Source organism: Lysobacter sp., from assembly GCA_013141175.1.
In the GTDB taxonomy this organism is placed as follows: Bacteria; Pseudomonadota; Gammaproteobacteria; order Xanthomonadales; family Xanthomonadaceae; genus Lysobacter_I.
In genome coordinates, this window is record JABFRN010000001.1 from 64,072 (window position 1) to 77,468 (window position 13,397).

The 13,397-nt window shown below is 65.0% G+C and carries 6 protein-coding genes; 4 read left to right on the forward strand and 2 right to left on the reverse strand.

Annotation, left to right across the window (positions count from 1 at the left end; all coding sequences use genetic code 11):
- Nucleotides 1–181: 181 nt before the first annotated feature.
- A complete protein-coding gene (locus tag HOP03_00310) occupies nucleotides 182–2,692 on the reverse strand; it encodes a TonB-dependent receptor (protein NOT86605.1) in 2,511 nt (836 codons plus the stop codon).
- Nucleotides 2,693–3,062: 370 nt separating this feature from the next.
- Here HOP03_00310 and mutS point away from each other — a divergent pair, with 370 nt between their 5' ends.
- Nucleotides 3,063–5,627 carry a DNA mismatch repair protein MutS gene (gene mutS, locus HOP03_00315; GenBank protein ID NOT86606.1) on the forward strand — a complete coding sequence of 855 codons (2,565 nt, stop codon included), beginning with the start codon at nucleotides 3,063–3,065 and terminating at the stop codon, nucleotides 5,625–5,627.
- Nucleotides 5,628–6,117: 490 nt separating this feature from the next.
- Nucleotides 6,118–9,474: an AAA domain-containing protein gene (locus HOP03_00320; GenBank protein NOT86607.1), complete on the forward strand. Its 3,357-nt coding sequence runs from the start codon at nucleotides 6,118–6,120 to the stop codon at nucleotides 9,472–9,474.
- Nucleotides 9,475–9,528: 54 nt separating this feature from the next.
- Here the strand turns inward: HOP03_00320 and HOP03_00325 are convergent, their stop codons facing one another.
- Nucleotides 9,529–9,741, reverse strand: a complete 213-nt coding sequence (locus HOP03_00325) for a hypothetical protein (GenBank protein ID NOT86608.1) — start codon at nucleotides 9,739–9,741, stop codon at nucleotides 9,529–9,531.
- A 293-nt stretch (nucleotides 9,742–10,034) separates the two neighbouring features.
- Here HOP03_00325 and HOP03_00330 point away from each other — a divergent pair, with 293 nt between their 5' ends.
- Together HOP03_00330 and HOP03_00335 are read left to right on the forward strand one after the other, a co-directional pair.
- Nucleotides 10,035–10,682, forward strand: coding sequence for a DUF937 domain-containing protein (locus tag HOP03_00330; protein ID NOT86609.1), 648 nt, complete (start codon nucleotides 10,035–10,037; stop codon nucleotides 10,680–10,682).
- A 161-nt stretch (nucleotides 10,683–10,843) separates the two neighbouring features.
- A complete protein-coding gene (locus HOP03_00335; GenBank protein ID NOT86610.1) occupies nucleotides 10,844–13,261 on the forward strand; it encodes a tetratricopeptide repeat protein in 2,418 nt (805 codons plus the stop codon).
- Nucleotides 13,262–13,397 lie beyond the last annotated feature (136 nt).

Sequence of the window (13,397 nt, forward strand, 5' to 3'; positions counted from 1 at the left end):
GTACGGATCCGGCGCTCGAATTCCCGCACTGCGGACACGGTCGAGACCGCGCCGGCAGCGAATCGATTCCTGTGGAATTCCCCGCGCCGAGCATGCGCGCGTCGTCAGGCAGCCGCAACCTGCAAAAACAGACGGCCCGCGCGAGGCGGGCCGTCGTCTTGCTGCGAACGGGTTTCGGGGATCAGTAGCGGAGGCGCAACGTCAGGCCATAGGTTCGCGGCGCACCTAGGAACGCATTCCAGGTACCGGTCTGCAGCGGCGCATCGATCGCGACCTGGTAGTACTCGGCATCGGTGATGTTCTGCGACCACAGTTCGACGTTCCAGCGGTCGTTGCGCGAACCGATGGTGAAACGCGCATTGCCCAGTACATAGGCGTCCTGCTGCTTCTGCGGATCCAGATCGGAGCCGGTGTTGTAGTCGGACATGTACTTCGCACCGAGGTGCGCACCTGCTTTCAGACTGCCGCCGATCCGCCAGTCGTAGCCGACCGAACCGGTGACGGACCATTTCGGAGCGAAGCTCGTACGGCTGCCCGGCAGCAAGGCCAGATCGGTATCGGGCAACAGGTCGTTGCCGTACTTGGTATCGGCATAGGTCAGGCCGCTCTGCACCATCCAGCCCCCGGTCTGCCAGAGCAGTTCGGCGTCGAGGCCCTGCGAAGTCACCTTCGGGACCGAACGCACCACGAAGCTGGTACCGAGGAAGCTGTTGAGCTGGAAGTCGGAATACTCCTGATGGAACAGCGTGGCATTGAGCAGCAGGTTGCCGCCGAGCCATGTGGTCTTCGTGCCCAGCTCGTAGCTGTTGACGAACTCGGCCGGGAACGAGGTGTCGTTCACCGGGACGATGCCCGAAGTGCCGCTGGACAGCCCGGTGTTCGACTGCACGCGATCGAGGTTGAAGCCACCGGCCTTGTAGCCGCGTGCGGCCGAGAAATAGCCCATGACGTGCTCGTTGAAGCGATAGGCCGCCTTGAACGTGCCGGACCATTCCTTCTCGTCCCGGCTCTGATCGGTGCTGCGGCCGTTGTGACGGACGTTGGTCCACGGCAGGCAGGCGAACCCGACCACCTGCGGTGCCGCTGCCGAAGCCTGCGCCACGCTCAGTCCGCGGGCGACCAGCGCGGCCACGACCTGCGCCGGATTGCCCAGCATCGCCGCGCAGCCGAGGCCGCCGTTCGGATTGCTGTAACGCGACGCCAGTTCTTTCTTCTCGCGGGTGTAGCGCAGACCGACGGTCAGGTCGAGCGCATCGGTGGCGTGCCAGGTGTTGTTGGTGAACAGACCGATGCTCTTGGACTCCTGCTGGTAACGGTCGGCGGCGGCATGGCCGGCGAACACGGTGCCGAACGGCCGGCCCGAGGCCTGCGACAGGAACAGCGGCGCGGTGGGGCTGGCGCCCAGCGCCGGATTGATCCGCGAGAGCAGCGCGATCGACAGATAGGGCTCATACGCCGAGCCGACACGGTACGCCTCGTTGCGGGTCAGGCTTTCGTCCGCATAGAAAGCGCCGACCAGCCAGTCGAGCTTGTCGGTGGCGCCGGTCAGCCGGATTTCCTGACTGAAGGTGTCGAAGCCGGTGTAATTGTCGCCCTTGGTCGGATTGCGGTACAGCAGGTCCGCAGTGCTGTAATCGAAGTCGATGCCGTTGGTGGATTCCCACTTGCGCTGCGCGGTGATCGAAGTGAGCGTCGCGCCGCCGAACCACGGCGTCTGCCAGTCGACCTGGCCGCTGACGCCCTGGTCCTTGATGTATTGCGCGGTGCTGCGGTTGGACCACGCATGGCGACTGAACGGATCGGCGACGGGGATGACGCCGGTATCGGGCGACAGCGCATCGAGGATCGCGGCAGTGGGGCCGCGGATGATGGTCACGCTGCCGCAGCAGTTCTCGTCGCGGTTGCTGAAATCGCCGCTCAGCAGGATATCGAGCGTATCGGACGGTTCGAGCAGCAACTGGCCGCGGAACGTGTGGAAGTTCTGATCCTGATCCTGCTTGTCCGTGCGCGGGCCGGCGCCGGTGTGCACATCCAGATAACCATCGCGCTTGCGCTTGGCTGCATAGATGCGGAAAGCGGCCATGTCGTTGATGGCATCGTTGTACGAGCCGGATACGCCGAATGCGCCGTAACTGCCGACGGTGACCTCGGCCTCGGCGCGCTGCTGGTAACCCGGGCGCTTGGTGATCACGTTGATGACGCCGGCCGAGGTGTTCTTGCCGAACAGCGTGCCCTGCGGGCCCTTCAGCACTTCGATGCGTTCGAGTTCACCCAGATCGGTGAAGCCGACACCGTTGCGCGGGCGGTACACGCCATCGATGACGATGCCGACCGATGATTCCAGACCGGCGTTGTCGCCGACCGTACCGACGCCGCGGATGCGTGCGACGGTCTGCGACTCGCTTTGGGTGCTGGTCACGGTCAGACCGGGAACGATGTGCTGCAGATCCTTGATATCGCGAACGCCGTTTTCTTCCAGCATCTGCTCCGAAAGCGCCGTCACCACGACCGGGACGTCCTGCAGCGCTTCCTCGCGCTTCTGTGCAGTCACCGTGATCTGGTCGAGCGTCGTTGCCTCTTCCTCTCCCGGACCGGCATCCTGGGCCAGCGCGAGCGGCGCCTGGACCAGACCGATGAGCGCGAGCAGCAGCGCCCGGGTGAGTGTTGAATGTTGCGGTGCACGATAAGCCATGTATTCCCCCTCGCCATGTGTCGTTGAATTCGTAATCGTTACGTGATCGTTGATCGACCATCGGCGGAACGCGTCCAAGCGTATTGGATGTCAGGGCAAAGGCGACCTCCCGGGCGACCCCCACGCAGACCAAGCCAAGGCTTGTCCATCTATGCCATTGTTGAATTGACAACCGCGTGGCGACGGTATCACAGCTTTCCGCCACTGTAAGCATGACCGAACGCAGGGGGGGCGGGCGCTGGCATACTAGTCGCTCTGCCCTCCGGTGCACGACGCGCGCCCGGGCCCCGACTGCAGTTTTCCCGTGCCCGACCCCACTTCCATTCCCGCATCTCCGGTGCGCATCGCCAGCGACCAGCACACTCCGCTCATGCGCCAGTTCTTCGCCGCCAAGGCGGAGCATCCGGATGTGCTGCTGTTTTTCCGGATGGGCGATTTCTACGAAATGTTCTACGACGATGCGCGCAAGGCCGCGCGTCTGCTCGACATCACTTTGACGCAGCGCGGCAATTCTGCCGGTCAGCCCATTCCGATGGCCGGCGTGCCGGTGCATGCGTACGAAGGCTACCTCGCGCGTCTGGTCGCGCTGGGCGAGTCGGTCGCGATCTGCGAACAGATCGGCGACCCGGCGCTGGCGAAAGGTCTGGTCGAACGCAAGGTCGTGCGCATCGTCACGCCGGGCACGGTCACCGATGAAGCGCTGCTGCAGGATCGCCGCGATACGCTGCTGATGGCCGTATCGCGCGGAAAAAACGGCTACGGACTTGCATGGGCGGATCTTGCCGGTGGACGTTTCCTGGTCAATGAAGTGAACAGCGAGGACATGCTGGAAGCCGAACTCGCGCGTCTCGATCCCGCCGAGCTGCTGATCCCCGATGAAGACGGCTGGCCGCTATCGCTGACCACCCGTCACGGCATCCGCCGCCGTGCGCCATGGCTGTTCGACACCGACAGCGGACGCCGGCAGTTGCTGAAATTTTTCAACCTGTTCGATCTCACCGGCTTCGGTATCGACAACAAACCGTTGGCCATCGCGGCAGCAGGCGCACTGCTCGGTTACGTCGAAGAAACCCAGAAGCAGCGGCTGCCGCATCTCACCGCGATCCGCCTCGAAACCAGCGACGGCGCGATCGCGATGAATGCAGCGACGCGGCGCCATCTCGAACTCGACACCCGCGTCGATGGGGATACCCGGCACACCCTGCTCGGCGTGCTCGACAGCACCATCACCCCGATGGGCGGACGTCTGCTGCGGCGCTGGCTGCACCGCCCGCTGCGCGACCGCCGGATCGTGAGCGAACGCCATGACGCAGTGCAGCAGCTGTTTGCGCAGCGCGCGGACACCAGCGTGCGCGAGGCATTTCGCGGCCTGGGCGATATCGAACGCATTCTGTCCCGGGTGGCCCTTCGCAGCGCGCGCCCGCGCGACCTCTCCACCCTGCGCGACGCCCTGCTGCTGATGCCCAAAGTGCGCGACGCGCTGTCGGGCATCGATTCGCCGCGACTGCAGGCGCTGTGCGCCGAACTGGGCGAACACGACGCGCAGGCGGCGTGGATGGCCAGCGCGATCGTGCCGCAGCCGCCGGTGCTGGCCCGCGACGGCGGCGTGATCGCCGAAGGCTACGACGCCGAACTGGACGAACTGCGCATGCTGAGCACGCATGCCGACCAGTTCCTGATCGATCTGGAAGCGCGCGAACGCGCGAGCAGCGGCATCGCCACGCTGAAGGTCGGCTACAACCGCGTCCACGGCTACTTCATCGAGATCAGCAAAGGCCAGGCCGACAAGGCGCCTGTCCACTACACGCGCCGGCAGACGCTGACCGGCGCCGAGCGCTACATCACCGAAGAGCTGAAACAGTTCGAAGACAAGGTGCTGTCGGCGAAAGACCGCTCGCTCACGCGCGAAAAGCTGCTGTATGAAGGCATCCTCGACGAGCTGAATCGCGACCTCGAACCATTGAAGCGCGCAGCGGGTGCACTGAGCGAACTCGATGTGCTCGCCTGTTTCGCCGAGCGCGCGCGTGAACTCGACTGGTCGCAGCCGCAGTTGGTCGAAGACGCACGCCTGCACATCGAACGCGGCCGTCACCCGGTCGTCGAAGCGGTGCGCGACGAACCATTCGAACCGAACGATCTGTCGCTCAACGGCGACGACGGCAGCGCGGCACGGCGCATGCTGGTGATCACCGGCCCGAACATGGGCGGCAAATCCACCTACATGCGCCAGAACGCGCTGATCGTGCTGCTCGCGCACATCGGCAGCTTCGTGCCCGCGTCGAAAGCGCAGATCGGCCCGATCGACCGCATCCTCACCCGCATCGGCGCGGGCGACGATCTCGCGCGCGGGCAATCGACCTTCATGGTCGAGATGAGCGAAACCAGCTACATCCTGCATCACGCCACCGCGCAGTCGCTGGTGCTGATGGACGAAATCGGCCGCGGCACCTCGACCTACGACGGTCTCGCGCTGGCCGAAGCCTGCGCGAAGCATCTGGCCGCGACCAATCGCGCCTACACGCTGTTCGCCACGCATTATTTCGAACTCACCGCCCTCGCCCAACCCGGCAGCGGTATCGCCAACGTGCATCTGGACGCGGTGGAGCACCACGACCAACACGGCGGCGACACCCTGGTGTTCATGCACGCGGTGAAAGACGGCCCCGCCGACCGCAGCTTCGGCCTGCAGGTCGCAGCGCTGGCCGGCCTGCCGAAGAGCGTCGTGCGCGAAGCGCGCGGGCGACTGGCGGAACTGGAACAGCGGCGCAGCGATCCCGCACCGGTGCTCACCCCGCAGGCATTGGATGCATCGCAGCAGATCGGTTTGTTCGCGTCGTCGTCCGCTGCGCTGGATGCGCTGGCGGCGATCGATCCCGACGAACTCACCCCGAAGCAGGCGCTGGAGGCGCTGTATCGGTTGAAGGCATTGGAGTGATGCTTTCGCAGGGTGTATCCAGCCATACGGCTGTAGAACACCAGGCCCGACGAAAGCGGTCGGCGCTGAAGCGCCTCCTACAGGCGCCGGGCGTCACCTACAGGACCAATACCCTGTCATCCCGAACGCCCGCACAGCGGGCGGAGGGACCTGCTGTTCGCGCGCCACAACATGCCGGATTGAAACATCGTGTTGTGGCGACAGCTGCAACTCATTGGTCAAAAAAGCGATTTTCGTCCATCACCGGAAACGCGACAGCGGTTTTCGGAGGTGGGCTTGTGACCATTCGTAGCCCTGCAGCGGGCATTCACCCTCCCCGGCCCTCCCCTTCGCTGCGCGAAAAGGGAGGGAGAACAGCGGCGGCATCGCGCAGGTTTGTTGTGCTGCGACGGGCCTTGGAGGTGCGGGCACGCACAGTACCGCTGCCCGATGCGTCTCAAGGCGCACCACTCCGCTCCATTACACTCTGCCGGCTGACAGGAGAGCATGCGTGACCATCGGAATCTTCATCGCAGGATTGTTGTTCGGCGTCTTTTTGACGGTCTGGCTGCGGCGCACCCCGAGCGAGGCCGCAACACCGGACGCGACCGCAAACTCCACAACGACCGAAGCCGCGCTGCCGGCGCCGGATGCCGCTGCGCCGGAAGAAACACCGCGCGATCGCCTGTACCGGCTGCGGGGCGAGATCGAGGCGGACGACGAGCGCGTCAAGCGGCCGGAGGATCTGCTGCAGTTGCCGCAGTTCCGCGAGGGCGTGGCGCTGTTGACGGGGAATGCCTTCGATGCGAAAGCGGTGCTGGATCAGCTGGAAAGCGACAGCGGCGCGCTGGGTTGCATGATCTATGTGGCGCTGCGCGAACGCGCCGATATCGATGCCGCCGCTGCGCTGGCGGCCACGCCGCCGCCGGGCTGGTATCAACTGCGCTTCATGATCGATTACCTGCAGTCGCGTGAGGACGCCACCGCCCTGCCCGGGCTGCTGCGGCACCTGCGCCAATGGTGGTACGAGCAGCCGCCGCTGCGGCAGCGGCTGCGCGAGTATCTGCAGTGGGCGGGCGCGCATCCGCCGGGCAGCGTCGGGACGATGACCCTGGACACGCTGCAGGAATACGAGCTGGAGCAACTGGCCGAGGGCCTGAAGTCGTTCGCCGAACCGGTGCTGGCGCCGTATCTCGCGCAGGTGACGGACGAAGTGGCGCGGCGGCGCGAGCGGCGCACGCTGGGTGGCGTGGGCCGGCTGTGGACGCCGCCGCAAAACACGAGCGGCGGCATCGTCGATCACCCGGAACTCGATCGCCAGATCGCGCAACTGTACGAATTGCTGCAGGCCACGCCGCCGGTGTCGGTGCTGATTTCCGGCGAACAGGGCGTTGGCAAATCGGTGCTGGTCGATCGTCTGTTCGCGCGCCTGCAGACTGAAGGCTGGCTGCTGTTCGAAGCCTCCGCCGCCGAAGTGCTGGCGGGACAGAAATACATCGGCGAACTGGAAGAGCGCGTGCGCGAGATGCTGACTGCGCTCGACCGTCCGCGTGCGCTGTGGCGGGTGCAGGATTTCTACGACCTGCTGCACAAGGGCGGGCACAGCCAGGACCCGCGCGGCATTCTCGACATGCTGTTGCCGGCGCTGGAACGCGGCCAGGTGCGGATGATCGGCGAACTGTCGCCGGCGCAGCTCGCGCAGCTGCTGATCGCGCGTCCGACGCTGCGACATCTGGTGAAGACCGTGGCCCTGCTGTCGCCCGACACCGACGGCATGCGTACATTGCTGTCGCGCTGGAGTGCCACGCGCGAAGCGGAACTGGGCACGCCGGTGATCGATGCGCGTGCGCTGGACGAAGCGCAGCGCATGGCCGCGCAGTTCTTCCCCGAGCAGCGCGAACCTGGACGCACGCTGCGTCTGCTCGAAGAGAGCCTGCGCGTCGCGTGCAGCGCGGACGCGCGCGAGCTGCCGTTGACCACGGATGCGCTGCTGCGCGGCATCGCGCGGCGCAGCGGTCTGCCGCTGGATGTGATCGACGACAGCAAGAGTCTCGACCTCGATACGCTGCGCGCGTTCTTCCGCAAGCGCGTGATCGGTCAGGACGAAGCGGTGGAATGCCTGGTCGACCGCATCGCGATGCTCAAGGCCGGGCTGATCGACAGCAGTCGGCCGATCGGCGTGTTCCTGTTCGCCGGCCCCACCGGCACCGGCAAGACCGAACTGGCGAAGACGCTGGGCGAATTGCTGTTCGGCAGCAGCGAACGCCTGCTGCGTCTGGACATGAGCGAATTCCAGTCCGAAGACGCCGCGTGGCGGCTCACCGACGTATCGAACGACGGCAGCACGCGCTCGCTGGTCGCGCGCATCCGCGAGCAGCCGTTCTCGGTGGTGCTGCTGGACGAATTCGAAAAAGCGCACCCGCGCGTGTGGGACATGTTCCTGCAGGTGTTCGACGACGGCCGCCTGAGCGACCGCAACGGCAACGTCGCCGATTTCCGCCACAGCATCATCATCCTCACCAGCAACGCCGGCTCCACCTTGAGCCGCAGCGCCGGCCCGGGATTCACCTCGGCCGCCGGCGGTTATTCGCGCGGCGCGGTCGAGAAGGCACTGTTCGAAACCTTCCGTCGCGAGTTCCTCAACCGCCTCGATCGCATCGTGCTGTTCACGCCGCTGGACCGCGCGCTGATGCGCGACATCCTGCACAAGGAACTGCAGCGCGCGATGGGCCGTCGCGGGCTGCGGAATCGCGACTGGGCGGTGGAATGGGAACCGTCGGCGATCGAATTCCTGCTCGACCGCGGCTTCACCCCGGACCTCGGCGCACGTCCGCTGCGCCGCGCGATCGAACAGCATCTGCTCGCGCCGCTGGCGCGCAGCATCGTCGAGCACCGCACGCCGCAGGGCGACCAGTTCCTGTTCGTGCGCAGCGCGGGCGATCGTCTGGACGTGGAGTTCATCGACCCCGACCGCACGGCCATGGATGCCGCATCCGCGTCCTCCGGCACTACGGCCTTTGCGCGCGGGGATCTCGATGCGCAGGATCTGCGCGATCTGATCTACACGCCCGAAAGCTCGGCGGCCCATCTCATCGCGCTGCACGCGCATCTGCAGCGACGCGCCGAAGCGGTCGCCGCCGCTTCGTGGCAGCAGGCCCGCGATGCCGATTTCGCGGCGATGAACGATCGCGAGTTCTGGTCGCGCGCGGAGCGCTTCGACGTGCTGGACCGCATCGAACGCCGCGACCGCATCCAAAGCGCGCTCGAAACCGCGCAGCGGCTCGACGAACGCCTCGCCCGCGACGGCGCCAATTCCGTTGTCATCGCACGGTATGCGCAGTTGCTCTGGCTGTTGGAGCACGCGATCACGGCGGTGGAAGATCGCGAGCCGCAGGATGCGGTCTGCGTCGTCGCCGCGAGCGCATCCGATCTCAAACGCGATCCGGCGCAAACGCGACTGTGGTGGCAGCAGACGCTGGGCATGTACATGGCCTGGTCCGAACGCCGCAACATGCGCGTCGAAACGCTCGAACAGGATGCGGAGCACGGACGCGCACGCTTCGCGGTCAGCGGCTTCGGCGCTTATCGACTGCTCGCCGCTGAACACGGGCTGCACGTGCTGGAACAGGAAGCGACCGATATCGATGGCGGCACGCGACGTTATTCGATCTCGGTACGCGTCGCGCAGGACCCTCCGGGCCGTACGCGGCCGACGCTGCAGGCGGCGGATGAAGAACCGCGCGTCTGTCGCCGCTATCGCGCAGCGCCTTCGCCGCTGGTGCGCGATGCCGTGCGCGGCTGGCGCAGCGGCCGGCTCGATCGCGTCCTCGCCGGTGAGTTCGATGTGATCCGCGTCGACAGCGATTGAACCATGGGATGCGGACGACGGGCTTCACACCGTCGTCCGCACCACTTCAACGTCTCACTCCGAACATGCGGCCACGCAGGCACGGTAGAGCACATTGCAGTGCCTGCTGTTCCACTGCGGATCGCCCACGACCTGCGCCCTGCAATCGTTCAATTGCTCCTGGCAACTGGCCAGGCAACTCGGGTCGTAGCCGTACGCGGACATCGATGCGCCAACCCCCAGGCCGAGCGCAAAGATCGACGTGAACACGAATCCATAACGTTTCATCTTGAATTCCTCCATGTGTGGATGAACGGACGCATCGGTCTGCGGACGGCCATGCGCGATCCGTGCCCGACGTCCACAGGCAGTATAGGGGCCTTGGGCTTGCATCCCGTACGCTCGAAAAAGCGATCGGGCGATTGATATTCCGTATCGTCCGCCCGGACGGGCGTGCGCATGGCGGTTCGACCATCGTCGACGGAAAAAAACACCTCCAGACCCCTATCGCTCCGCGCCATCACGGTAAAGTGAAGGCCCCGGCGCACACCGCCGATTCATCGCAATGAAGGACTTCCGCCATGAGCAACCTGACCAACGATCTGCTCGCCCAACTCCAGGGCGCCCCGTTGCAGCAGATTTCCCGGCAACTCGGCATCGACCAGAATCAGGCGGCCGGCGCGGTCAGCGCGGCGCTGCCGCTGCTGATGGGCGCGTTGGGCAAGAACGCCAGCCAGCCGCAGGGCGCGGAGGCGCTGTTCGGCGCACTGCAGCGCGACCATACCGGTGGCGGCGGCATCGGCGATCTGCTCGGCATGGTGCTGGGCGGCGCGCAGAGCCGGCAGACCGACGGCGCTGGCATGCTCGGGCATATTCTCGGTGGCCAGCAGGGCCGCGCCGAACAGCATCTGGGCGAAGCGACCGGGCTGGGCGGCGATCGCGCCGGCATGCTGATGAAGATTCTCGCGCCGATCGTGATGGCGTATCTCGCCAAGCGCATGTTCGGCGGCAACGAAAGCGGCGGCGGTCAGGCGATGGGCCTGGGCGGCGGCAACCCGACGGCCGACATCCTGGGCGCCGTTCTCGGTCAGGAACAGCAACAAGTGCGCCAGCAGGGCGGCCTGGCAGGCGGCCTGCTCGGCGCGGTGCTCGACAAGGACGGCGACGGCGATGTCGACCTGAGCGACATGCTGAAACTGGGCGGCGGTCTGCTCGGCGGCAATCGCTGAGATTTCTTTTGTGATTCGGAGCGGCGCGCAGTTGTGCGCCGCCCGATTCCGCAAGTCCAGGCACCGCCATCGCACACGTCGCATTGACGGTGTTTGGCCCGCGTGCGCAGAATCCAAGCCACACCCCAGTCTGGGGTTTCTCATGATGATCGAGCGGAGCAATGGATTCTCCTGTCAGCACGAAACGCTTCCGCATCGCATTTTCCTTTGCTGGGGAAAAACGCGAATTCGTACAACAGGTTGCTGACTTGCTTGCCGAGCGATTCGGGCAGGGAAAGATCCTCTACGACAAATATCACGAGGCGGAATTTGCGGTATTCGACCTCGGGATCAAGTTGCCCAAGCTATACGGCGAGCAGTCCGACCTCATCGTTCCTGTCCTCTGTCCTGACTACGACGCGAAGCGGTGGACCGGATGGGAGTGGGTCCACATCTACGGCCTGCTCACGAAAGCAGACGGTCATCGTGTAATGCCCAGTCGGTTCGAATATGCAAAAGCCGACGGCCTGAGTCCGGCTTCCGGCTTCATCGACCTCGACGACAAAACCCCCGACGAATTCGTCACCCTCATCCTCGAACGCCTCGCGCTCAACGAAGGCCACCCGAAGGATTACTACACCAAACCCGCCGTCGTTGTTGCATCCGCGCCAAAAACGCTCATTCCCCACAACCTGCCCGCGCTGCAGCCGTTCTTCGGCCGCGAAGACGAGTTAAGAAAAATCGCCGACGCTCTCGACCCGGATTCACGCACCTGGGGCGCATTGATCGATGGTCCGGGCGGGATGGGCAAGACTTCGCTCGCGGTCCGCGCCGCTTACGATGCCCCGCCGGAAATCTTCGACAAGATCGTCTACATCTCGCTGAAGAGCCGCGAGCTGGACGACGACGGCCTGCGCGACCTCAGCGGCTTTCTGGTCAGCGGTCTGGTCGAGCTGTTCGGCGAACTCGCCCGCGAGCTGGGCCGCGACGATATCGTCAAGGTCGCGGAAGACCAGCGTCCGCGCCTGCTGCTGGACGCCCTGCGCGGCACGCAGACGCTGTTGGTCCTCGACAATCTGGAAAGCCTGCTCAAACCCGAGCGCGACATCCTCTTCACCTTCGTCAAGAAACTGCCCGCCGGCTGCAAGGCCATCCTCACCAGCCGTGGACGCATCGGCTCCGGCGCAGAGGAGTTGATCCTCGAAAAACTCGGCCAACAAGCCGCGCTCGACACGCTGGCCGAACTCGCCACGCACAACCCGCACCTCGCCAGAACCAGCGAAGCCGAGCGCCTTGTGCTGTATCGAGAGACCGGCGGCAAGCCGCTGCTGCTGCGCTGGACCGCCGGACAGATCGGGCGCGGCCACTGCCTCACGTTCACCGATGCGCTCGATTTCCTGCGCTCCTGCCCGCCGGGCAACGACCCGCTGGAATTCATCTTCGGCGATCTGGTGGAGGACTTCAGCGAGGCCGAGACCCGGGCGCTCTGCGCGCTCACTTACTTCACTCTACCGGTCAAGTTGGAGAACGTCGCCGCCAACGCCGGGCTGCCGGAACCGGAGACCGACCGCGCCCTGCGCAGCCTCGTCAATCGCTCTCTCGCCGTACCGACCGATGAGCTGACCGCTTTCACACTCGTGCCTATGGCTGCGGACTTCCTGCGCAAGAAAAAACCCGAGGTGGTGGCGGACGCCGGTGACCGGCTGGAACAGCGCGCCTACGCGCTGATCATCGAAAACGGCTACCGGAACCACGATCGCTTCCCCGCACTAGAAGCCGCATGGCCCGGCATTGCCCCTGCACTGGCGCTGTTTCTCGCGGGCGACAACAAGCGCCTGCAAACGGTTTGCTTTGCTATTCAACAATTCCTGAATTTTCAGGGGCGCTGGGATGAATGGCTAGCCCTTAACGAGAAAGCCGAAACCAAAGCCGTAGCCGCTGCCGATCATGTCAACGCCGGCTGGCGCACTTATCACGCCGGCTCAGTTCACGTTCTACGCAAGCAGCCCGATGCCGTGCTTGCCTGTGCCGACCGCACCGAAGCACACTCTATTGCGGCGAAGGCGGGCGCCCATATGCGGGCCACTGCCATTCTACTGCGTGGCACCGGCTATCAATTGAAAGGCGAATACCCCGCCGCCATCGCCGCCTATAAAGAGGCACTCTTATTGTTCCGCAACCTCGCCGCCGAGAGCGAGGAAGTGGCAGCAACCCTGAATGATCTCGCATCGGCCGAAGGAATGTCTGGCAATTACGGCACTGCCGAGAAGCATTGCCGCGAGGCGCTCCGCATGGCCCGAGCCATCGGTGACGCCGAAGGCGTGGCCGTCTTCACCGGCAATCTGGCTGATCTGGCCATCGACCGCCAGGACTGGCCAGCCGCCGAAATCCTCGCGCGCGAAGCCCTGCCCTTGTCCGAAGCCGTCCACCGCCAAGAATTGATCGCGGAAGACAACCGCCGCCTCGCCAAAGCCCTCTTAAGCCAAGGAAAAGCCGCCGAGGCCCTGCCCCATGCCCAGCGGGCAGTGGAGATCTACACCCGACTCGGCTCCCCCGACCTAGCCGAGGCCAAAGCCACTCTCGCCGAGTGCGGTGGCTGATGCGATGCACGCAACGGCACTCTCCACGGCTTCATGAAACGTCTCATTCCAGCTTAGTCCGCAGACTGGACTTTAACGCAACCTCTGTTTCGTGAGATCGAATTCCTTCAATCGATAGTCATAAACTATCAAAACA